We start from the raw sequence: 22,032 nt of genomic DNA, 5'->3' as shown, positions 1-22,032 counted from the left end.
AGCTATAAAAACCAAAGTTTATTTTTTGCTTCCTCATCAATATCGTTTTTAAAACGTGGTACTAATTGTGCAACCATTTCAGGGTATTTAATTGTTATAGGTACATTTTGAGGTTTTAAAGATTTCCAGTACAATCTACTAAACTGAAATACTTGTGTTAGCAACTCAGTAATTACATTCTCATCTTCAAAAGCATCTTCATTAGGGCTACTCATACTGACTTTAATTGGAAATGGAAAGCCATCAGAATCATAAAAGCGTTCGCCTTCAAATCTACCGTTGTTAAATAATAAAAATTTACGCTCGCCTAAGCGTATGAATGTACCGCTATAAGGCATCAGATTATCTACAAAATCTGTGTCGTATGCTATGATGTCTTTAGTTTCAGTTTTATTGATATTAAGAATGTAAATAGGCTTGTTTTCCAAGTTAAGGTTATGCATACCTTCAAGAATGGGTTGCATTTCTTTTTTACTCATTTCCTTATAAAAGTGAATCACAATCTTATCTGCTTCGGTCTGGTTAAAAAATGTTCGGATTGCTGTAACGATGCTTCCTGCTAATACCTCAGTTTCTGTTTTTGAAAAACAATTGAACCTATTGAAAATACCATTGTTTTGAAAGCTAAATGCACTTGCTACATAACGGTGATTTTTTTCTTGATTAGTAAATGCGCCTACACCAATAACCAATTCTTTCTTTTCAGTAAGCGCGAGTTTCCAAGGTTTACCGCCTAATTTAGCGTGAATGGCCAGTGAAATGTTGTTTAAGTGCCATTGATAGTTATTGATGTTGCGTTGTAAATCTTCAAAATCTATAGCTTGGGTCATAATGTCTTCTTTAAGACATAATTCTTTTAACTGATAATAAATATTCTTTAGTTCGGGGTCGGATTCAAAACGGGTGTATGGGCTAATGTAAAATGCGAGGTATGCAACAGATGGATCCCATTTTAAATCGCCAAGTTTTTCTTCTATTTCAGGAATTGGGTTTTTCTTATTTTCAAATTCTATGAAGTGCTTTGGTGCTGAATTGACAGGAATATCGATGAATTTTTTTAAACCTTGGTAGTATTTACCTGTCCCTTTTTTAAGATACCCCCATAGTTTTTTTATGGTTGCCTCGTGTTCTTTGTGATAAATAAAAAAGAATTTGATGTTTGGATTGGGTGGCCTAAAATAAGGTCTGTATCTATTGAGTTCTAATTTTGGTGTGATGCCAGTTTGCTTATTACCCTGAGCATTTTTACCATATTCTAATAGACCTTTGTCTTTAGGTATATGACCTATGCGGCTTAATGGAGCATCTATAAATTCTTGACTTCTAAAATCGCATATCTTTTTAAAATCTTCGGTATAAAGGTATTCTTTGGTGAATTTTTCAATTTTCTCAAGATATTGGGTATATCTGTTTTCAGTTTTTTCAAATTTAAAAGGAATGTTGAGCGCTCTTTGAAGTTTAGGATTTAAACGCGGGAACACTTCTTCTAAAATCAAACTGTTGTAGAATTCTTGTTTTTCAGGTGTATCTTTATCAACTTGTAGATTTACTACTCTATTTCTGTAAATAGCCTTGGTTGCCAGATGTGAATCTTCTAGTTCTAGTATTGATTTTTTTAAAATTTTTGATGTACCATTGTAAGACACGACCAACTCGGGGTGTTTTGAAACTTGGCCTATTTGAATTTTAAGCGTATATCTATCGTAATAGTGAAAATCTTTATGATAGTTATCTTTATCTACTATCCAAACTTGTCTATCTTTAAGCACACCGTTTTTGCGATTAATGATGTTTAGGCTATCAAAATACTTTCTTATTTGAGTGTTAAGAAACTGCTTGTACAGGTCTAGATTGGCATTGTTACAATCTACTTTTAAAGCTTTGAAGTCTTTTTTGGGTGTTGTAAAAGTGGTATAAATTTCTTCTTTCCCCTCTAATTCTTCCTTACTGAACACATCGGTAATGTTATACGGAAACTTTCTGTAATGAATGGTGTCTACACCTTCTTCTTTATTGAGTGACACGTAAAAAGTTAAAAGCTTACGAGGCCAATTGAAGTTAAGTATGTTGAATTTGATGTGTTCTTTCATAACATATTATTTTTTTAGTTTACATATTGGGCTTGGGGTTTTTTATAATTATTATACTTCGTTATTAATTATTTCCTGAGTTTTTTGCTTGTTTTAGATGTTTGTCAAAATCTGAAATGATTTTTTGGGTTTTATTAAATGTATCATATTCTTTAGCTGCTTTTGCAACTGCCTGTTTGTTTGAAATACGTCCTTTACCTTCTAATATTTGATATTCGTTAAAGTTTAAAAACTTGTCTACGCTTTCTGCAAGACCTTGCATAGTAAAGGTGTTACGTCTTTTGATTAGGTTTTCTATATAATCGAAGTAGCCAGAAACGTTGCGCTCTAGTTCTTTAATTTCGTCTTCTTCGAGATAGTTTTTTGCGATTTTAGCATCGGTTTTTAAGACTCTGCCGTCTGGTGCATTTTTATAGGTGGTTAAGCCCATTTTTGGTTTTTTGCTGTCTGCTCTTTTATGAATAATTTCGGCTGCTGTTTGTCCTGTTATAGCGAAATGAAACTTGTTTTGCACCATTGCATAAAAGTTTTTTGTAATCTCGCTTTTAGGATTATAATCTATACTACACTCTGCAAATATTTGTGTTACTTGGTGGTAAATGCGTTGCTCACTAGCCCGTATAGAGCGTACTCTATCGAGTAACTCTCTAAAATAGTCTTTTCCGAATGTGCTTTGTGCTTGTTTTAAACGGTTATCGTCTATAGCAAAGCCTTTGATAATATACTCGCGTAAGGTTTTTGTAGCCCAAATACGGAATTGTGTACCCTGAAGCGATTTTACACGATAGCCCACAGAAATAATAACGTCTAGATTGTAAAATTTGGTGGTATGTGTTTGTGTTTTACCCTTTATAGCACCGTGTTTTGTGGTTGTTCGGAAATTCCGAACAACCTCTTCTTCTATGAGTTCACCTTCTTGAAATACATTAGAAATATGCTCGCTAATGGTAGATTTTGCTCTGCCAAACAATTCTTGCATCCCTTCTTGGGTGAGCCAAACGGTTTCGTCTAAAATAAGTACTTGCAAGTTTACCTCGCCTTGCGGTGTTGTGTAGAGTAAAAACTCGCTTTCTTGTGGTAATTGGTTTGCCATACTACTAGTTATTTCAATTTATTTTACGAATTATTAACCTGCTTTTGTACGTTATAATGTTAATCATTTATTCTGTTATTTAAGAAATTTTCATTTCTAAAAATTGATTCAAACTTTTTCTTAATAAATCTCTACATTCTTCAGCTGATTTTAAATCTAAAGTGCTGACGTGTGCCGCTTTATTCCTATATTCTTTTTGAATTGTCTGAATTTGGTTCAAAAAGTCTTCACTTGTAATTTCTTCTTGAAAATAGGTTGTGCAAAATGCTCTGAAATGTTGTAGTAACAGACTTTTTTTATAGGTACTCCCTTTTGGCTTCATTAAGTTTAAAATCCAATGCATATCTCCTAAAGGATAATGTGTATTGTTTCTTTTAACATATAGAGCAAATTTTGCTGCTTTTGTACGATTTTCTATGTCATAGGTTACAAGCTCTTCAATATTTACATTAGCTAAACCTTCTGAATGATATTTTTGAAATAGTTTTATTAATATCTCATTTTCTAATGTTCGGCAATATTGTAATACAAAAGGGGAAAAGTCAGGTTCTTTGAGATTGACTAATTCATCATATAAAAATTCTGCTAAGGGTAAGAATTTCTTTGATGATGGATGCAGTTCTTCCCATAAATGAAGCCAGCGTTGTGTAAGCAATTCATATTCTTCAATGGTTTCGCGCTTTTCATCTAAAACCGATTTAATGCGCCTATCTAAAGATGATAGCAGTAAGAAAATTTTTTCTTCATCATCTCTGTTGTTGGACTTGATTCTTGTAAAATCATCCTGTAATGTATTTAGTACTTCTAAAATAGAATCGAGCTTAGTACCTATTTTTTGTAATTCGTCTAAAATCTTTTTGTCTCTATTCTCTAGTATTTGCTTGAACCCATCTATTGAAATGGCATTACGTTTATGCTCTTCTAGCTTTGCTTTATAATACTCTACTTGCTCTTTAAGTTGTTCTAGCTCTTCTTTGTCTGCGTGTTCTATAGCATCATCACCCCAACTACTAATATCCTCAATTGGAAATATTGGAATTTTAATTCTTTTTAAACTTGAAATAGAAATTTGGGGAATTACCGCTCCTGTTTGTAAATCTTCTGTTTGGGTTTTGAATATTTCTCTCCCTTTTTCTGTATCAAAATATACTTTGAGGTAATCATTATCTGTACCTCTTAAAATGACCATATTATTAGATACTACGATTGGTGGATCATTTTGCTTTACTCTATATATTTTACCTTGGTTAAAAACAGTTGAAATAAGTATATCACCTGGTTGTGCTAACGCTCTTTCTTCAGCTTTACTATCAAGCACATTTATATACCTTGACTTTTCGCTCACAAGAACGGTATTATCTTTTATATCAATTGGTCTAATTAACAGATAATTACCTTGAGCTTTTTTTCTATCCTGCTTTATGTATGCCCCTCTTATAATTTCAGCAAGGTCTTCTAAGTTTTTAGTTTCAAATTCATCTATAAAATCATATTTACCTGAATTAAGACTTAAGTAATATTCAGGGTTAAGGCGGTTTTCAAGGTCTTTTTTGGGTAATGTTAATGACAAATGATCTGTAATAGTATTTTTAATATCTTTCATTTTATCTATTACCCCAAAGTGCATATTTTCTGTATATGTTTTTGTAAGATGCACTAGATAGCGTTTGACACTTGAATATGAAGGATTAGCAACAGGTAAGGCTACTATAGCATTTATGTTTGGCATAATACTTTCTCTAACATTTGCCGATGAAGTTGTAGTAAGGAATGCATTACTAGAAAAGAGAAAAGCTTCGCCTGTCTCATTAAGTAACTCTAGTGTTTTAAGTGTAAACGCTTCTTCCGAAGACATTTTTTTACCTTGATAATTTAGCCGTAACCCCAAAGGTATGTTCGCTACTATAAGGTCGTATGTGCTATAACCTGTATATGTTAAAGCATCTGCACTGTTAATTTCTGCATCAGGAATGAGTAATTGCGTTATTTTGGCGATAGTAGTATTAATTTCTATACCTGTAAGTTTGGCTTCATCAAATTTATTATGAAGAAAATACAAGATATTACCTAAGCCACAACAAGGATCTAAAACGGTATTAGGTGTTTTTGATACAGAATTTGTAATTAAAGAAGAGAATTGATTGGGTGTATAGTGCATATACAATTGCCTATCTTCTTTGATATTTTCAAAGAAGGATTCTCTATAATCTTCATTGTTAGATTTTGTTAGTTCCTCTAGTACTGTAGCGTAGTGTTCTAAACCCGATGTAAAATCCCTGTTGTGAATGTAATTCATTAATTAAGGTTTTTAGTATTCACATTAATATATTCTAACCCTTTATCTTCCCCTTCTTCAATAGCTATCTCTACTGCTCTTTTGGCTACTTCTAATAAATGTTCACTTTGTTTTTTTAGTGCAAAGCTTTCTTTTATTGAGTTTTTAATATTTTTTTGGACTTCATTGTCAATCAATGGGATTGGAATGTTTAAAAAATCATCTTTATTGAGTGATGTTAATATTGTACCGGAACAATTCTGTTTTAACAAGTTTTGCATTAGTTCTGACTTGAATAATACTAATAAAGTTTCTGAATTAATATTTTTGGAATTTATTACATAAAACCCTGTAGAACATAATGCATTATTATATTCTTCGGTTACCAAAGCACAGGAATCTAAACTACCTTCAATAGAACTTACAATTACATCTCCAAGATTAACTTTACGTCTAGCCCTAGATGGTAATTCTTTACCTAAATCAATAGTACAACCCGTTATGTCTCCCGTTTTACCAATATTTGATAACTCTATATACTTATAACTCTTATTATCCTCTGGTTTGAAATTTTTTAATTTGATACTACAAGCAGATATTATATTATCATAGCCATTTTCATATGTATAAACTTTTGATAAATAATCATCATATTTAGGTTGGTAATACTCTGCATCTAATCTACCTGAATTACCAAAACTATTTGTTAGTACCTTTATATTCACACCTTCTGTACTTGGTGTAAAGTTTTCTAAGTCTATTTCTTGAATTAAAAGTTTTTCTGCTTGTCTATATTTTTCTTCAGATTTAATTATACAATTATGAGAGATATCAAAAGCGCTCTTTAAATGATTTTGAAAAGGTTTAGATAATAATGGAATATCAATCGCTTTTACTTCCTCTGGATTAACATTGGTTTGATTTATAGATTGCCTAGCTCTTCTTTTAATATCTTGCACACCATACTTTGAGTTAAGAAAAGCAGTTAAATACTCAGGAAGTAATACATCTTCATCTGGTATAAACCTCACTAAATAAGATGCAAACACATAATTCTTTGAATTTTTCTTTTTATATAATCCTGTTCTTCCTACCCATTCGAATGAATTAGTCCTATTAAAAACAACGTCTCTGTCATTTAAAGTAAATGTTTCTAATTCTTCTTTAGAGATGTCAGCAGATTTTGATACATCTGAATCACATAACATATTATGTATTTCATTCATTCTGTAAATAGGATAACCAATACCTTCTTCATTCATTGCAATAGAAATACCATACTGTGCCCTTTTTATTAAGTTCCCTATACTATCATATTTTAATTTAGGATTATGATAAGGCTCTTGAGTGAAAAACTGACTATCAATTCTGAAGTCTTTATTTTCATAAGAATTAGACAACAATTTCTCCCTTATTTCCAGCCCTTCCAACAGTTCCCTATAACGGGTTTCGTTAAAAGGGCTTAAAGCTTTCCCACAAAAGACAGTTTTTCTTTTTTAGCAAACTCTATAAAGGCTTCTGCTATACCGTCTTTAGTTAATCCATCGTGATTGTATAAGTCGTGTTTTACAATAAGGTGACCGTGGGTATCTAATAAATACTCATCAAGATTTAAAGGATTTTCATCATAATGATCTACTGGCTCTGCAACAGCATCATCATCTGCATCTTTGTTAGCTATTGTAGCCTTTGGAAATTCACTTTTCTTGACAAAGATTTTTTCGCCACTATTATCTTTACTTGGCTCTTGCATTGTTGCAAAGAAAATAGGATAATCGTCTACCTTAGGGCATAATGTATCATCCCATTTTTGTACAAATAACACGGATGTTTTAGTACCTGTATGTGGTTTAAATACGTTACCGTGTAAACCTACTACTGCTAATATGCGGCAATGCTCTGCAATGTAATCGCGTATGTTTTTATCACTACTATTGTTAAACCTACCTTGTGGCAATACTACTGCCATACGCCCACCAGGTTTTAAGAAATCGAGATTGCGCTCTATAAACAGAATGTCTCTACCTACTTTAGTTTGGTATTTGCCGTTTGGTTTTTTCCCTAATTCATACTTAGCTAATATTCTACTTTCTTTAATATCTCCGGCAAATGGTGGATTTGCCATTAATACATCGAAATTGAAATCTCTGTTAGAGCTACTACTAGCTCTTTGCTTTCTTAAGTTTTTCCAGCCTGTGTAATAGGTATCTTGCCAGTTTTCATCATCTGTTTTTTCATCCCAACGCTCATAATCTAATGTATTTAGATGCAATACATTGGTTTGACCATCACCAGCAATTAAATTTAATGTTCTGGCTACACGTACCGCTTTTTCATCAAAATCTATAGCAAACACATTGTTTTGTACATAATCTTGAACTCTTGGTATCGGTGGCTTGGTTGTCATTAATTCATCATCAACAATACCTTCCTCCTTGTGAATTTGATTTTTTACGTGAAAAAAGGAATGTACAGGAAACCCACAACTCCCAGCTGCCGTATCAATAATAGTTTCGTGTTCTTGTGGATTCATCATTTTTACACACATATCAATAACATAGCGCGGTGTAAAGTATTGTCCTTTTTCGCCTTTACTACTTTTATTAATCAAGTATTCAAACGCTTCATCTACTACATCTAAGTTTGAATTGAATAGTTTTACATCCTGTAAGGATGACACACAAACCGATAAGTGCGAGGGTGTCAACATTAGCTTAGCATCTTCAGAAAATACGCCTTCCCATTTGCTATTGGCTTTTTCAAAGAGCTTTTGAATTTTCTCTTTTAATTCAGATTCTGTATCTCCATAATTACGGAATACTAAATGCCTGGTTTTATCTCTACCACTTTCCATTTCATCATACAACTTGGTAAAAATGAGTTTAAAGAGTTCTTCAAATACATCTACACCTGCATTTGCTAATACCTCATCTTCCATTTCGAGAATCAAATCTTTTAGAGATTTTTTCTCTGTAACAAGTTTGTCTTTTTTGATAAGATCATCTATCGTCCAACGCTCAGAAAGTATGTCTGATAATTTTTCATTGGCGTTTGGTATTGCTGAAATATCTTCGAAATAGTTAGGGTCTTTTCTGTGATAGTAAGAAATAGAATCTCCGTTACTCCACACTCCAATGGGTGCGCCTGTGGCATTACAATAGGATTTTAATTGCTCTTTACCATCTTTTAACTTTGGCTTTTTAAGCTCTACCATTAAATAAATAGCCCTTGTATCTTTTTTGTCGAAAACGACAATATCAGCACGTTTTTTTTCGCGACCAAAACTTACTGCATATTCTAACTCCATACGATCAAATGGATAATCGTATACTTCATTTAGTACCATTAAGTATAGTTGTCTAACCGCTTCTTCTGGGGTTAACTTTATATCCTTATTGCGTACTAAACATTTAATATATGGGGTTTCTTTTCCTCTTACATCTTTGGTAAAAATAGTAGCCTCTAAACGCTCTATTTGTTCAGGTTGAAATTGGGTTAACTTGTAGTTGGAATCTTTTAATATTTCGGTAAGTGTCATTTATATGATGATGTTATTTTATTCTAAATCTTTAAAGTTCTTAATTTTTTCTTCAGCAATTTTGAGGATTTCCGTACTATTCTTTTCGTCTTTTAGCATTTCTGTTATTTTATCTGCCATCCAGATTTTTAATAACTCCGTTTCATTTTCATTGAGAGCTACTGCTAAAGCTTGTACTTGCTCTTTTCTTGCTATTCGTGTGTTGCGTTCAATTTTGCTTAGTAAGGCTGTGTCGATATTCATTTGCGATGCGACCTCACGCAACAATAATTGCTTTTGTTCTCGTAAATTTCTTATATGTTCACCAAAGGTCATTATAGGGGAAGTTTGACTTGTCAATATTTGTCTAATGTAAGAAAAAGAAATAAAGAACTGATAAAAAGAAGAGAACAATTTTTAACAATTTGAAAAATAAAATATTGTAGGAATATAAATATTAATATATTTGGGAAAAGAGCTGGCTAGCCGGTATGTACGTTTTCTTATGGTATTCTAGCTGAAGAGTTGGAATACACCCAACTATGGGTTGTCCATAGTTTGATTGAACATTCCAAAGTGAGGCATTGTATCTCTTCCCTTTAGTAGGAAAGAGAGCAGTAACCTTACAAGGAACTGTAATAAGCTGTTAATGAGTAAATGTGTCATATTGTTTGATATATTTATAATAATAATTAATACAGCAATAAGTATTCTAATTAGCGTAGGGACGCTATCTATGAGCGGATTTAATTCTGCAATAAAATAGCAATGGATGTACTACCACATATAGGCGAAAATATAGTCCCGGTCAGCTCATTTTTTTATTATGGCTGTAAAAGATTGGTACAAACTAAAACAATATCCACATATTGGTCTTCCTTTTAAACCTAGAGATAAATCTTGGTTAGTTGAGTACGTAAAAGATCCAGATAGAATAAAAAAACACAGGTTTACACCATTTATAAAACGTGAAATAATACAACGTAAGTTTCGACCTGAAAACTCAGATAAAAATGTATATGGAAAGCGTATACGTAAACCTAAAGACCCACCCAAAAAACGTCCTATACTTTATGCATCCCATTTAGATTCTCTAATATTCAGTTATTACAGTTACTATTTGAGTGTTATGTATGAATGTTATTTGAGAAGAAAAACTTATAAAGATTGCCCTGTAGCTTATAGAAAAATAAGAAAAGGGAATAAAGCAAAAGGTAATAAATCTAACATTGAGTTTGCTCACGATGCATTTTCTGCTATAAATAATTTTAAGGGTAAACCTGTAAGTATTATTGTGGCAGATGTATCTAATTTCTTTGATGAGTTAGACCATAAAATTTTACATCATCATTGGAAGTTGGTTTTAAATAAATATGATGATAAGAATAGGCTAACGATGCCTGACGACCATTACAATGTATTTAAAGCACTCACTAAAAAACGTTATGTAAAAATTAATGAACTGCATAATACTTTTTATGATAGATTGTGGGTTGAACGCAATAAACCTAATAACCCTAAAAAGATTATCTGGAAGCAGAAAAAAGTATCTAAACGTGTGAACTTTAAAAGAGAACGTGTTATAGCATTTTGTAAAAAGAAAGATTTTTATAAATATCACAGTCAGTTGGTATACTCTGAGCGACGTGGTGAGAAAGGGCTAAAACAACACAAAAATTCTTTTTCTAAAAAAGGGATACCACAAGGTAGCCCTATGAGTGCTACTTTAGCGAACATCTATATGCTTAGTTTTGATGAAGCTATGTATAATGCTATTACATCTGTAGGTGGCTTTTATCAGCGTTATAGTGATGATTTGATATTGATTTGTCCGAGAGAGTCTGAAAATTTTATTCATCAAACTATGCTTGATGCTATTAGGGATACGAATAGTTGTAATCTTAATATTCACCCAGATAAAACTAAACTCTACAGGTATTCTTTTATTGACGGTTATTATAAAGGCGGATTAGTATGTCCTGAAGATAAGGTTAATACCTACCATCAACTAGAGTATCTTGGTTTTGAATATACAGGTAAAAGGGTTTATGTTAAAGCACAAGGGATTTCAAAATATTACCGTAGTATGATACGCAGTATCAAACGCGGTAAATTTTATGCCAATAAAAAACATCATAAACACAAAGGGCTTTTTAAGAATAAACTTTTTAAACGTTTTACCATACTAGGTGGTAAGCGAGTTTTAAAACGAATACCTGATCCTAAACGTCCTAATAAATATCTTCCAGATCCTGAGAAGACTTATAATTGGGGGAATTACTTTAGCTATTTAATGAAAGCTAATTCTGTAATGAAAGATTTGAATGAAAATGAAGATACGATAAACAAGCAAACTAGAAAATTTGAAAGTAATTTTCACAGGTTGATTAGAAATAAAAAAACTAAATTGAAACCGACTAAGCGCAGATAATTACAAAGTAAAACCGAGGTATTCCCTCGGTTTTGTTTTAAGATGGCTTTTCATATTTGCCGTGAGCATCCCTATGTACAAGTCCTGTTTTTACAAAATTTGTAATGTAGCCCTCAGCTGTTTTATGCGGAATTTTAAGCTTGCTCGCTACTTTTAAATAATCTTGCCTCGTAAATTTTATGGCTAATTGCTCTAGAAACCTTTCTTTTTTGTTAAGTCGCTTTTGTGTTTTAGGCTCTATAGGTAAATCATTAAATACCTTACTGCTATGTTTTACTAGTATTTCAATCATCGCAATAGCGTTTTCAAAATCTACATCTTCACACTTCTTAATTTTATTTACATCGCCATCTTCCATAATTCGCAAGGCTGTAAAAAGCATTGTGAAGCGAAACGCGGTTAGGCCTAAGCGTCTTACCGTTGCAATATATTCTTCAGGTTGCAAGTTGATATATTTAGTTTGCAAGGCTGCAAAAAACTCATTGAATTGCTGCTGTTGCTTCCGCGAAAGCGTCACTTCAATAGGCGGATTGTTTTTGAGGGTTCTGTATAGTCCTAAAAAAACCTTGCCCAGTTGCTCATAATGTTCTTCCAAACCGACTTTGGCACGTTTGGCAAATACATCTTTCCAGACTGGTTTGATGTTCATATAGTAGAATATAAACCTGCTGAATAAGCCGTTTTCTGCATTAGGAACTAATGCTGCTATTTGTTTAGGTGTACCTGATAACACCGTAGATAAACAAGGGTTTTCAATATCTACATACTCGCGATCTGTTCTGCGGTAATAGCTAATTGTTTCGTGATGAAATGCTTTTCTAAATCCATCGCTATAATTACCGTAATCACTTTTAAAGGCTTGCGCTAAAGTGTCTCCTTCGGTTTCAAACATTAAGCCCTTTCCCTTGTTATCTGAAATTAATTGATAAACCCCAGTCACACTATTGTTTGCAGGAATAAAAAGCATACGTTCTGGCGGTTTGCCCGGTTTCTCAAGGTTTTCATTTTTACCCTTATTCATATTGTATGTAGCCATTTCACTTTCAAATTGTTGTTTCAGTGTTTTGGCTTGTTCCCGATGTAGCTTGTGGATGGGTGAAACCAGCTTTTTGATTTGGTTAAGCTTTCCCTTTCCTGCGCTTGCTGGTGCGGTTACGAATAGGTACAGATTGCTGTACACCTTGCGTTCATCATAAATCCCAAACAGATTAGGGAAACAGGCACTAAAAGCGGTAAGCGCACCCAAAAGCATAATGTCTCTTTCTTCATTACTGTTTGCTGGCACAATTACCTGCTTTAGAAAATCAGGTATCGTGTCGTAGAGACTATCTGGAAAGGTAGGTAGTTGCTCTTTGGTTGCTTCTGCAACTGGCAAGGTTGCAACCTGTGGTTGTGATCGTTGCGGTTTTATTCCTGCCTGATGTGCATAATGAAAGAATGTTGCAATCGTGATGCCGTGCCCTTTGGCATTCAGGCATTTTGTGTACTGTTCGTCACATTCCTTTTGGTCATAACCAGTATAGTGGCGACTGACTCTGTGATAGTACTCTCTGCCTTGTTCATTGTACGCTTCCGCAAAAGCAAAACCAATATCACGCCAGCGCGCATAATCGCCAGTAATATCTATTCCAGATTGTTCAATGGCCGTGATGTAGGTTTCAATGTCATTGTTATCAATGCCAACCGCAGGGGTTGCTTTTGGGGTTGCTATAGGTTGCTCTGCAATCTTAGGTTGATGCAACCAGTCTTTAGGATTGAAGTTCTTTTTCATAGTAGTCTATGTCTTTTATGTAAGTAGGCATTGGCATCGTGCGGTAAAAAACAGGCTCTGGAAACGTCTTTTCCCGATGCGTCAACCTCAAGGTTATAGGTATGTTTGATGTAATTTGTAATTGCCAAGAAGTTCTCTTGATGCGTGAATTCTCCCAGCTCAATGCGAACAATCCATTTTAAGCCATTGCCAGATGGTGAAATGAAAAGCATTTCGGTTTCGAAATATTCATCATCAAGTAGTTGTTGCCTGACTTTTTCTATGTCTTGCAAATGGTCAAAATCAAGTGTGATAAGGTTGGAATGCTTTTGCAGAAACTTATCATTTCTGCGTTCAAATACTCCTGAGAATGTGACGTAATCAAAGCGATTAGCTTTGAATTTCCGTTTTTCCTTACTATCCTCGATTGCCCTAAGTTCCTCGGTTATGGCTTTGTACTTATCGCTAACAATCAGTTGATGAATTTTGCCCAAACGCAAGGTTTTCGAAGGAAATACATTGCGTACTGGCGCTTTGAAAAAGCTACAGTCTGTGTACCAAGTGTTATCCGGTTCATCCAACCAGCTTAGTTCATCTTCTTCCTCAACTGAAAGATTGAGATGCAAGGCATCGTTAATCTTGTTCAGTAATTCGTCTTCTGTTTTGGTTTCAAAATAGAACTGTGCAAAGTCGAAGGCATCGCCTGAGAAACTTTTGTATTCTGTATCACTATGAAGAGCCATACCGTCCTCAATACGAATCGATAAGGTTTCCTTATCTGCATTAAAAGGGTTACGCGTTATCCCGCACGTCCTTCCCGAAAGGGAAAGGACGGTTGTATCGGGATAGAATTGTCTCAACACATAGGCATATATCTTTATGCCATAATGTGTTTTTGCCAAAATGTTCTTTCTACTTAACTCCATCACACTTAAAATTTGGGTTATAGTAATTGCTTTGAAGTAGTTTCTCTATATCGGAAACTTTGTAGTAGAATTTACCTTGTATCTTGCTGTAAGGCAAGGTGCCGTTTTTGCGAAATGTTTGCAACGTTCTCTTGCTTATGTGCAAGGTTTGCAAAACATCTTGGTTGTCAATCCACGAGTCTTTTAATCGCTCTGCTCGTGATTGCTTTAAAAGCTGGATATAGGCTTTTATGTACTTTATTTCCTGTGAGAGCGCCAGGATGAGGTCGATTATCTCTTTCATAACTGCACCTTTCCTTTCTTTATTAGATAATCGGCAGCTTGCTGCTCGATTTCATCCCTTGAGTCCATACGGTTGCGTAGCAACCATTGGTCAAGTTCTTCTCGTTGGAAATAAATTTTTTTGCCGTTAGGCTTGTAATGAGGTACTGCGCTCGTACTTGTGAGTTTGTACAAGTGCGATTGCGATAATTCTAAATAAGCACAAGCTTCATTAAAATTGAGTACCGTTTTTTGCATTGTCTGTTGTTCCGTCAACAGTTTTTCAATGCGGTTTAATTGTTCTTTAATATTCGTGTCCATCTTCTTTATGGATTAAATTGAAAAAGGACATCAGCGCTAATGTCGCCCTTGCTCGTCAAGGACAGTACATAGGTAATTCAAATAGAAACGGATATGAATTGCGGAAATGGAAATACAAATAAACCGTTGAAAAACAACGGCTTACAATTTAAAATGGAAATGATAATTGGAACTAAACCAATGAATTACCGAATTTTATTTGGTAGGTTTTTTAGGATGTATTCGGTACTTATTAAGTCATTGCGCTCTGCATCATTGTTCTCAAAAGTTTTAAATTGCTTGCGAGCATCGGTATTGTAGCGATGGTTTAGGAATCGTACTATATCAGTCGATTTAATCCGTTTAAAAGGATCAGTTTTTACCTTGTTGAAGTAGTCTTTCTCTATAAACAGGAAATAGAGCACACCCAATACCGATTTGTTTTTACGCTTAGTATTGGATATGAAATTATAATCCTTGTCGATAATGTCGGCTTCGAACATCATTTCTTCCGCTCTTGCTAGACTCTTTGAATGCTGCACAATATCTTTATAGGCAATTACCTTATCTTTTGGTTGTCTGTGAGGCAAGTCGCTTTCGATTGCATTGAATGCTGGCTCAACTGTTCTTTCTTTGATTGCAGTTTTGCCGATTTCCGAAGGCTTAATTTCGAGTTCATCCAAAACTTCATTAAAATGATATTGGTAGATTTCCTCAGTAGTTAAAATATCTTCATCGCCATATTTTCCAAAACGTTCCTGAAGTTCTAAATAGAGCCAAATCATATTAGCCTTTAAATACTGAATTATAAACGTATCCTCGTTGCGGATGGACTCCCGCGAATGCTCGTATTTATCTATGTAGCTTTTTACCCGTTCAAGGTTTGAATGATGCTGATTGAACAGCCTTTTATAATTAAAGATGTGTTCTGGTTCGGTGGCACTCGCAGGAAAGCTTGAAATGATCTCATTAAATTTTTTATTGGCTTCCTGGTCGATTAAGTTCTTGTAGTATTTGCGTTTGTCGCCTAAAGCTCTTTCTGGAAACTCAATCATAAAAAGTGGCGCTTCCTTGTACTGCATCTTTACATTTTGGTTGCAGACTAAACCCCTGAACTCTCTATCAGTTCGTTTATCCCTATGAAGACCTTTGGTGATCGATATTAGTGATGCAAAAATGTCTTTTATCATTATAAATCGAGTTTAATACGGTTAGACGCTTCACGCTTTTTATCATCGATAACTTTAGCATAAATCTGCGTGGTGCGCAATTCTTTATGCCCTAATAGCTTGGAAACTGTATAAATATCTGTTCCTAAAGTGAGTTGTAAGGTTGCATACGTATGACGAGCGCAATGGAACGTTATCGTTTTACTTATTCCTGCATTCATCATCCATTGTTGTAGCTTTAGATTTGTCCACGCACTATAATGTAAGCCAGGCAATACTAAATCATCATCATTACCGCGCTCGCCTAATAATTCAACAGCTTGGTCTGAGATAGGAAGGGTTTCTGCTCCTTTGGTTTTTTTCTGTCTGAATCGCACATAGTAACCTCTTTCTTTGGAATGCTGTATTTCTGACCATTTCATCTTTTCAATATCAGACCAGCGTAAGCCAGTAAGAGCAGAGAAAATGAATGCCTTTTTGAGTTGTGGCAATTCACATTCAGTATTTACTGCTTTTTGAAGTTCTTCCAGCGTAAGGAACTCTCGCTGTGGTTCACCTTGTTTGAAATTAGAAACACCATTTGCAGGATTGGATTTTAAGATGCCATCTGCTACGGCTTGCTTTAAAGCTGCATTAAACTTACCATAATAAGAATACTTGGAATTTTGGGATAGCGGTTTGTTTGCTCTACCGATTGCTTTTTTATCCAGATAGTCTTTAAAGCCCTCTACAAACTCTTTATCGAGGTCTTGAAACGTAATGTCTGTTGGTCGATACGCCTTGAAGTGTTTAAGCATACTGTACCAATTACCATAATTACCTGAACTTGTGTTTTTCTTTTCTGCCAAAGCGGTGATGTAGGTTGTAAAACTGCCTTTAAGCTTCTCAATGTCATTAAAGCCATATTGACCTTGCTGAATTTCAACTTGGCGTTGCGCCCAGATAGTTTCCGCTAACGCGCGTGTTTTCTTATTAACGGTGCGCTCATTTTTCGTTTTCGGATTTGGAATGAGATACAAGCTGAGGTACTCAGTCTTGCGTTTGCCTTTGTTGTAGTAGTCGAGGTATAAGGCTATTTTTCCGTTTTTCTTGCGTTCTCTGAGTGTGACTTTCATAAGGCTACTAATTAAAAAGGTTTTCTATCTGGTGACGGGCAATAATATGTTTTCTGCCAAATGGCACAGCTTTAAGCTGGCCACGCTTAATCATTCTTTGAATGGTCCATCTGCTAACACCTATCAGTTTAGATGCATCGGTGATGCTTAAAAAATCCTTGTTGGATAAACTGTCTGTTGAAATCGTTACCGAATCTTGTGCTTCTTGATTTGCTTTAGTTTCTTGAAGCGCAGCATCAATTTTCTCTTTTCTCTTTCGTGCCTTGTAAGCTTTCTTAGCACAACTGTCGCCACAGTATTTGGTAACGGTTGTACGTGCTGTAAAGAGATTACCACAATGCTGACAGGTTTTTGGGATGTAAAGATTACTGCTCATAAATGGTACATTATGTAGCGTTATGGTGCAACGTGGGGCAATATGGTGCATCATTTCGCCTTGTTTCCTAAACCTGATAATTAGGCAACAAATACCTCTAACAGGCAACAGATACACAACAAATATAGCTTTAAAAAAGCAAAAAGGCAACAAAAAAGAAGTAATAACTAACGTATAAACCCTTGTATAACAAGAAAAAGCTAATAAAAGGAAAAGTAATTACTTTCCGATACAGAAGTTTGCAAAAATATTACCGAGTATATCGTCATTTGACACCTGCCCCGTGATCTCCCCAAAATGATATAAGGCTTGACGAATATCTATTGCCAACAAATCGCCTGTTAATCCCATTTGCATCCCTTCTTGAACTTTATTGATTTCTTCCTGGGCTTTTAGCAAAGCCTCATAGTGTCTTGAATTGGTTACAATAGTATCATTACTCTTTAAAGCGCCTGTATTTACAAAATCTAACAATCGGTTTTGTATGGTTTCTACGCCCAGTTTTTCTTTGGCCGAAATCAAATGCAAATCGGTTATCGCCTTTTTATAAGCAGTTTGCTCTTCTTGGGTAAGACTATCTTTTTTATTGGCGATTATTAGTAAGGGTTTACCTGGAAATCTATTTTTAATCTTTTCAATTTCGGTTTTTACTTGCTTAATACTCAGTTGATCGTTTTTGATTTTACTGGCATCAAATAAATACAATACCACTTGAGCTTGTTCGATTTTTTGAAAGGTTTTTTGAATACCCAAGCCTTCAATAGTATCGGTGGTTTCTCGGATACCTGCAGTATCTATAAACCTGAATCCTACTCCGCCAATAGCGATTTCATCTTCGATGGTGTCTCGAGTTGTACCCGCAATATCGCTCACAATGGCTCGATCTTCATTCAACAGTGCATTTAACAAAGTTGATTTTCCTACGTTAGGTTCTCCAACAATGGCTACCGGGATACCGTTTTTTAATACATTACCCACTGCGAAAGAATCGATTAATTTATTCAATACTTTTTGGATTCGGTTGACCAAGCGCTGGAATTCTGCACGATCGGCAAACTCTACATCTTCTTCCGAGAAATCGAGTTCCAACTCAATCAAGGAGGCAAAATTGAGTAACTCATCTCTTAATTGTTGCAGTTCTGAAGCGAAGCCTCCTCGCATTTGCTGCATAGCAATTTGGTGACTGGCCGCATTATCACTGGCAATTAAATCGGCTACAGCTTCGGCTTGACTCAAATCCATTTTTCCATTGAGAAAGGCACGCATCGTAAACTCTCCAGGTTTCGCCATTCGGCAGCCTTGTTTAAGCATCAGATTAATGATTTCTTGCTGAATGTATGGACTTCCATGGCAGGATATTTCTACGGTAGGTTCGCCCGTATAGGAGCGTTTACCGTGAAAAACACTCACCAAACTTTCATCAATTACCCGTTCTTGATCTACTATATGACCCAATTGCAGGGTATGCGTAGGTTGTTGAGTGAGCGGAACCTTATTTTTAGCTTTGAAAACCGGATTTGTTTTTTCAATGGCATCGGGTCCCGACACTCTGATGACCGCTATTGCTCCCGCTCCTGGGGCACTGGCCAAGGCTACTATGGTATCATCTAAAATCATAGCACAAAGGTAAGAAAGTAATCAAATTTTGCCTAAATCTAGCGGCTTATAAAAACTTGATGTATTTTTGCATTTTTAATACGAATACTATGGAAGTTATCAGCGAAAAAAAGCAAGACAGTCAGTTGCTATATTTAATGCACCTCTCTCAATTACTCAACTTGGTTACCGGTATGGGTGGCTTTATTGTTCCGCTTATTATTTGGCTTTTAAAACGAGACGAAATTGAAAATTTAGATTATGAAGGCAAAGAAATATTAAATTTTCAAATAAGCATATTTCTTTATTTCATACTTAGCGCGATAATGATTGTATTTTTAGTAGGATTCGTGTTCATTGGCTTTGTAGCAATTGTTGCGATTGTAACGCCTATATTGCAGGCCAACAAGTCAAAAGCCGGCGAGGAAGTTCGTTACCCATTAACCATAAGATTTATTCGTTAGTTGGTTTTACTAAATCAGGGAACTGCCGCTTAAACATTTCATAGCGCTTTTTAGATACGTTTTGAATATATGGATTGTTGGGGTTATTGGCTTCGTAATCTTGATGATAATCTTCTGCCACCCAGAATTTATCAAATTCTTCCACCTCAACGGCTACCGGTTGATTGGTAGTTTGCTCTAGGCGTTTAATATAATTCTCTATGAGCTTTTTTTCTTGGGGGTTATTGTAAAAGGCAATCGACCTGTACTGGCTTCCAAAATCTGGTCCTTGACCGTTTTCTTGAGACCAATTAAGGGTTTTAAAGTAAATATCTAGCAGCGTAGAAAAATCAATAAAGTTAGGATCGTAAATAATTTTTACCGCCTCGGCGTGACCAGTTGCACCTGTATTGGTTTGTTGATAAGTAGGATTTGCGGTATGCCCACCTGCGTAACCCGAAATTGCCGCCTCTACCCCAATAACATCTTCATAAATGGCCTCTACACACCAAAAGCAACCACCTGCAAAATATGCGGTAGCATATCGATCTTGAGCTTCATTTAAACTAAAAGTATTGACTTTTTGATTATTTGCTTTATTCGCCTTTGGCAGCTGATTTGATTTTTCTTGGGCTTTATTTTCACAACTATAGCAAAAAAAGATAAGCCCTAATAAAAATCCCCAGTTCTTCATCGTTTTTTTATGATAAAGGTAAACTTTTATGCCGCAAAAATTTTTAAACAAATCATAAAAAAACCCTTTAAAACAAATGTTCTAAAGGGTTTGAATATTACGTCTTGTTGTCTTAGAATTTTTTGAACAATTCATTCATCTTTTCGCGTTCCTCTTCGGCCAGCTGTGAATCAACTAGAATACGTCCACTGTGCTCATCGGTGATTATTTTCTTACGCGAAGCGATTTCCATCTGTACTTGTGGCGGGATGGTAAAAAACGAACCTCCAGAAGCACCACGTTCAACCGGTACAACAGCCAAACCATTCTTTACGCTTCCGCGGATACGTTCGTATGCGGTAACCAAACGAGTTTCAATATCTTTCTTAAAATCTTCAGACTTTTCTATTAGCGCTTTTTCTTCGCGTTCGGTTTCGCTTAAAATTTCATCCAACTCGTCTTGCTTATGCTTTAAGTGCTCTTGTCTAGCTTCAATTTTTTCTTGAGTGGCCGTAATCACCTCATTTTTATGCTCTATCTGTGCTTTAAATTCTCGAATATGCTTTTCGGCCAATTCAATTTCTAATTCCTGAAATTCAATCTCTTTTGAAATAGCATTAAATTCGCGATTGTTACGCACATTTTTTTGCTGTTCGTTGTATTTCTTAATCAGCGCTTTTGATTCTTCTATAGCATTTTTCTTATCGGCTATATTTTGGTTAAGCCCTTCTAAATCAATATTTAATTTTTCTAAACGCTTGTTCAAACCAGCTACCTCATCCTTCAAATCTTCTACCTCTAAAGGCAATTCTCCACGTACATTGCGAATCTCATCGATGCGGGCGTCTATTAATTGTAAATCAAATAATGTTCTTAGCTTTTCTTCTACGCTAATTTCTTTTTTCTTGGCCATAATCAACTATATTGAATGGGGTTGGTACTTTTCTCTGATAAAACGATGGCAAAATTAGGGAATTTTTTTGTAAGTAACGCATGTAATAAGTTTTTTGTGAACTGCTCACTTTCATAATGCCCTATATCGGTTAATAGAATTTTGTCTTCTGCCTTAAAAAAATCGTGGTATTTCAAATCGGCGGTGACCAAAACATCGGCTCCTTTAGCCATTGCAGCCGAAATGGCAAATGCACCACTTCCTCCCAATACAGCTACCTTTTTTACAGGTTTTTGCCTTAAAGCAGAATGCCGAATTACCGGAGTACCAAACACATTTTTTAATTGATTTATAAACTCTTTCTCAGTTTTGGCTTGGGGTAATTCACCTAGCATACCAATACCTATTTGCTGGTTCTCATTGGCTATGGGTATAAGCTCATAAGCCACTTCTTCGTAAGGATGCGATTCAAACATTGCGTGCAATACTTTTTGCTGCTTGTGTTTTTCGAACACCACGTGCAGCATTTTTTCTTGTCCCACATGCCACTGGTTAGCTTTGCCAGTATGGGGTTGTGCTTGATCGTTGGGCTTAAAACTCCCTTCTCCCAGTAAGCCAAAACTGCAAGAATCATAATTACCTACACTTCCTGCTCCGGCATTAAATAAGGCTTGCTGTACAGCCGAATAATGATCTAAAGGCACGTAGGTATTCAACTGCATCAAGGTGTTTTTTTGCGGAATTAATATTTGGGTTTGGGTTAAACCTAACACCTCAGCCATTTTAAAATTCACCCCATGAAGGTGATTGTCTAAGGCTGTATGAATAGCATATATTTGCACGTCATGCTTAATTGCTTTCTGCACCACACGCTCTACGTAGGTTTTACCCGTTAGTGCTTTTAGTCCGCTAAAAATAATAGGGTGAAAAGCTACTATTAGGTTACAATCTTGTGCTATAGCCTCGTCAACGGTATCTTCTAGCGTATCTAATGCCACTAAAATACCGGTGAGTTCTCGCGTATCATCTCCTACCAATAAGCCTACATTGTCAAAATCTTCGGCGTAACTTAGGGGTACACTTTCTTCTATTTGCTTGATTACTTCTTTTATTTTCATAACTTGA

Annotated in this window: 19 protein-coding genes; 2 read left to right on the top strand and 17 right to left on the bottom strand. The window is 35.2% G+C overall.

Features of this window, described 5'->3' with window-relative positions:
* Positions 1-2: 2 nt before the first annotated feature.
* The 6 genes from ACFSQ0_RS00170 to ACFSQ0_RS00145 all read right to left on the bottom strand — a co-directional run bounded on the left by ACFSQ0_RS00170 (position 3) and on the right by ACFSQ0_RS00145 (position 9,311).
* The gene (locus tag ACFSQ0_RS00170) at positions 3-2,090 is read right to left on the bottom strand and encodes a Piwi domain-containing protein (RefSeq protein WP_379042426.1); all 2,088 of its coding nucleotides are present in this window, start codon (positions 2,088-2,090) and stop codon (positions 3-5) included.
* A 64-nt stretch (positions 2,091-2,154) separates the two neighbouring features.
* Entirely contained in the window at positions 2,155-3,183 is a 1,029-nt protein-coding gene (locus ACFSQ0_RS00165) for a virulence RhuM family protein (protein WP_379042423.1), read from the bottom strand.
* Between the two features lie 79 nt (positions 3,184-3,262).
* Entirely contained in the window at positions 3,263-5,479 is a 2,217-nt protein-coding gene (locus ACFSQ0_RS00160; protein WP_379042420.1) for a restriction endonuclease subunit S, read from the bottom strand.
* Positions 5,479-6,888 (bottom strand): restriction endonuclease subunit S, encoded by a 1,410-nt coding sequence (locus ACFSQ0_RS00155; protein ID WP_379042417.1) that lies wholly within the window; start codon positions 6,886-6,888, stop codon positions 5,479-5,481. The genes ACFSQ0_RS00160 and ACFSQ0_RS00155 overlap by 1 nt, the downstream gene beginning before the upstream one ends.
* Before the next feature lie 32 nt (positions 6,889-6,920).
* Entirely contained in the window at positions 6,921-8,996 is a 2,076-nt protein-coding gene (locus ACFSQ0_RS00150) for an N-6 DNA methylase (protein WP_379042414.1), read from the bottom strand.
* Positions 8,997-9,014: 18 nt separating this feature from the next.
* Positions 9,015-9,311 (bottom strand): helix-turn-helix domain-containing protein, encoded by a 297-nt coding sequence (locus ACFSQ0_RS00145; protein WP_379042411.1) that lies wholly within the window; start codon positions 9,309-9,311, stop codon positions 9,015-9,017.
* Positions 9,312-9,801: 490 nt separating this feature from the next.
* Here ACFSQ0_RS00145 and ACFSQ0_RS00140 point away from each other — a divergent pair, with 490 nt between their 5' ends.
* The gene (locus ACFSQ0_RS00140; RefSeq protein WP_379042408.1) at positions 9,802-11,406 is read left to right on the top strand and encodes a reverse transcriptase domain-containing protein; all 1,605 of its coding nucleotides are present in this window, start codon (positions 9,802-9,804) and stop codon (positions 11,404-11,406) included.
* Between the two features lie 37 nt (positions 11,407-11,443).
* On the opposite strand, the gene ACFSQ0_RS00135 is transcribed toward ACFSQ0_RS00140, so the two are convergent.
* The 8 genes from ACFSQ0_RS00135 to mnmE all read right to left on the bottom strand — a co-directional run bounded on the left by ACFSQ0_RS00135 (position 11,444) and on the right by mnmE (position 18,920).
* A complete protein-coding gene (locus tag ACFSQ0_RS00135) occupies positions 11,444-13,177 on the bottom strand; it encodes a DUF3987 domain-containing protein (RefSeq protein WP_379042405.1) in 1,734 nt (577 codons plus the stop codon).
* Entirely contained in the window at positions 13,174-13,899 is a 726-nt protein-coding gene (locus tag ACFSQ0_RS00130; protein ID WP_379042402.1) for a BT4734/BF3469 family protein, read from the bottom strand. The genes ACFSQ0_RS00135 and ACFSQ0_RS00130 overlap by 4 nt, the downstream gene beginning before the upstream one ends.
* 169 nt (positions 13,900-14,068) lie before the next feature.
* A complete protein-coding gene (locus ACFSQ0_RS00125; RefSeq protein ID WP_379042399.1) occupies positions 14,069-14,365 on the bottom strand; it encodes a helix-turn-helix domain-containing protein in 297 nt (98 codons plus the stop codon).
* A complete protein-coding gene (locus tag ACFSQ0_RS00120; protein WP_379042396.1) occupies positions 14,362-14,664 on the bottom strand; it encodes a helix-turn-helix domain-containing protein in 303 nt (100 codons plus the stop codon). The genes ACFSQ0_RS00125 and ACFSQ0_RS00120 overlap by 4 nt, the downstream gene beginning before the upstream one ends.
* A 185-nt stretch (positions 14,665-14,849) precedes the next feature.
* Complete coding sequence (locus ACFSQ0_RS00115) at positions 14,850-15,833, bottom strand: DUF6617 family protein (protein WP_379042393.1); 984 nt, start codon at positions 15,831-15,833, stop codon at positions 14,850-14,852.
* Positions 15,833-16,927 (bottom strand): phage integrase SAM-like domain-containing protein, encoded by a 1,095-nt coding sequence (locus ACFSQ0_RS00110; protein ID WP_379042390.1) that lies wholly within the window; start codon positions 16,925-16,927, stop codon positions 15,833-15,835. The genes ACFSQ0_RS00115 and ACFSQ0_RS00110 overlap by 1 nt, the downstream gene beginning before the upstream one ends.
* A gap of 7 nt (positions 16,928-16,934) precedes the next feature.
* Positions 16,935-17,357 (bottom strand): helix-turn-helix domain-containing protein, encoded by a 423-nt coding sequence (locus tag ACFSQ0_RS00105; protein WP_379042387.1) that lies wholly within the window; start codon positions 17,355-17,357, stop codon positions 16,935-16,937.
* 165 nt (positions 17,358-17,522) lie between these two features.
* Complete coding sequence (mnmE, locus tag ACFSQ0_RS00100) at positions 17,523-18,920, bottom strand: tRNA uridine-5-carboxymethylaminomethyl(34) synthesis GTPase MnmE (RefSeq protein ID WP_379042384.1); 1,398 nt, start codon at positions 18,918-18,920, stop codon at positions 17,523-17,525.
* 89 nt (positions 18,921-19,009) lie between these two features.
* Here mnmE and ACFSQ0_RS00095 point away from each other — a divergent pair, with 89 nt between their 5' ends.
* Positions 19,010-19,363, top strand: a complete 354-nt coding sequence (locus tag ACFSQ0_RS00095; RefSeq protein ID WP_379042381.1) for a DUF4870 domain-containing protein — start codon at positions 19,010-19,012, stop codon at positions 19,361-19,363.
* Here ACFSQ0_RS00095 and msrA read toward each other — a convergent pair.
* From msrA to ACFSQ0_RS00080, 3 genes are all read right to left on the bottom strand, one after another.
* Positions 19,353-20,036 (bottom strand): peptide-methionine (S)-S-oxide reductase MsrA, encoded by a 684-nt coding sequence (gene msrA, locus ACFSQ0_RS00090; RefSeq protein ID WP_379042378.1) that lies wholly within the window; start codon positions 20,034-20,036, stop codon positions 19,353-19,355. The two genes, ACFSQ0_RS00095 and msrA, sit on opposite strands and share 11 nt — an antisense overlap.
* Positions 20,037-20,148: 112 nt before the next feature.
* On the bottom strand, positions 20,149-20,928 hold the full coding sequence (locus tag ACFSQ0_RS00085; RefSeq protein ID WP_147861271.1) for a zinc ribbon domain-containing protein: 780 nt from the start codon (positions 20,926-20,928) through the stop codon (positions 20,149-20,151).
* Positions 20,929-20,930: 2 nt separating this feature from the next.
* Positions 20,931-22,025, bottom strand: coding sequence for a Nif3-like dinuclear metal center hexameric protein (locus ACFSQ0_RS00080; protein ID WP_379042375.1), 1,095 nt, complete (start codon positions 22,023-22,025; stop codon positions 20,931-20,933).
* Positions 22,026-22,032 lie beyond the last annotated feature (7 nt).

Origin of the sequence: Mesonia sediminis (assembly GCF_042684705.1) — a bacterium.
In the GTDB taxonomy this organism is placed as follows: Bacteria; Bacteroidota; Bacteroidia; order Flavobacteriales; family Flavobacteriaceae; genus Mesonia; species Mesonia sediminis.
Note: the sequence above shows the minus strand (reverse complement) of the source record. Positions and strands in the feature narration are given on the sequence as shown.

What these genes read in the sequence shown, in the direction of transcription:
- msrA (WP_379042378.1), bottom strand. Translation starts at nt 20,036, where the DNA reads ATGAAGAACTGGGGATTTTTATTAGGGCTTATCTTTTTTTGCTATAGT.
- ACFSQ0_RS00160 (WP_379042420.1), bottom strand. Translation starts at nt 5,479, where the DNA reads ATGAATTACATTCACAACAGGGATTTTACATCGGGTTTAGAACACTAC.
- ACFSQ0_RS00125 (WP_379042399.1), bottom strand. Translation starts at nt 14,365, where the DNA reads ATGAAAGAGATAATCGACCTCATCCTGGCGCTCTCACAGGAAATAAAG.
- ACFSQ0_RS00110 (WP_379042390.1), bottom strand. Translation starts at nt 16,927, where the DNA reads ATGAAAGTCACACTCAGAGAACGCAAGAAAAACGGAAAAATAGCCTTA.
- ACFSQ0_RS00130 (WP_379042402.1), bottom strand. Translation starts at nt 13,899, where the DNA reads ATGGCTCTTCATAGTGATACAGAATACAAAAGTTTCTCAGGCGATGCC.
- ACFSQ0_RS00120 (WP_379042396.1), bottom strand. Translation starts at nt 14,664, where the DNA reads ATGGACACGAATATTAAAGAACAATTAAACCGCATTGAAAAACTGTTG.
- ACFSQ0_RS00165 (WP_379042423.1), bottom strand. Translation starts at nt 3,183, where the DNA reads ATGGCAAACCAATTACCACAAGAAAGCGAGTTTTTACTCTACACAACA.
- ACFSQ0_RS00145 (WP_379042411.1), bottom strand. Translation starts at nt 9,311, where the DNA reads ATGACCTTTGGTGAACATATAAGAAATTTACGAGAACAAAAGCAATTA.
- ACFSQ0_RS00080 (WP_379042375.1), bottom strand. Translation starts at nt 22,025, where the DNA reads ATGAAAATAAAAGAAGTAATCAAGCAAATAGAAGAAAGTGTACCCCTA.
- ACFSQ0_RS00170 (WP_379042426.1), bottom strand. Translation starts at nt 2,090, where the DNA reads ATGAAAGAACACATCAAATTCAACATACTTAACTTCAATTGGCCTCGT.
- ACFSQ0_RS00140 (WP_379042408.1), top strand. Translation starts at nt 9,802, where the DNA reads ATGGCTGTAAAAGATTGGTACAAACTAAAACAATATCCACATATTGGT.
- ACFSQ0_RS00150 (WP_379042414.1), bottom strand. Translation starts at nt 8,996, where the DNA reads ATGACACTTACCGAAATATTAAAAGATTCCAACTACAAGTTAACCCAA.
- ACFSQ0_RS00135 (WP_379042405.1), bottom strand. Translation starts at nt 13,177, where the DNA reads ATGAAAAAGAACTTCAATCCTAAAGACTGGTTGCATCAACCTAAGATT.
- ACFSQ0_RS00105 (WP_379042387.1), bottom strand. Translation starts at nt 17,357, where the DNA reads ATGATGCACCATATTGCCCCACGTTGCACCATAACGCTACATAATGTA.
- ACFSQ0_RS00095 (WP_379042381.1), top strand. Translation starts at nt 19,010, where the DNA reads ATGGAAGTTATCAGCGAAAAAAAGCAAGACAGTCAGTTGCTATATTTA.
- ACFSQ0_RS00115 (WP_379042393.1), bottom strand. Translation starts at nt 15,833, where the DNA reads ATGATAAAAGACATTTTTGCATCACTAATATCGATCACCAAAGGTCTT.
- ACFSQ0_RS00085 (WP_147861271.1), bottom strand. Translation starts at nt 20,928, where the DNA reads ATGGCCAAGAAAAAAGAAATTAGCGTAGAAGAAAAGCTAAGAACATTA.
- mnmE (WP_379042384.1), bottom strand. Translation starts at nt 18,920, where the DNA reads ATGATTTTAGATGATACCATAGTAGCCTTGGCCAGTGCCCCAGGAGCG.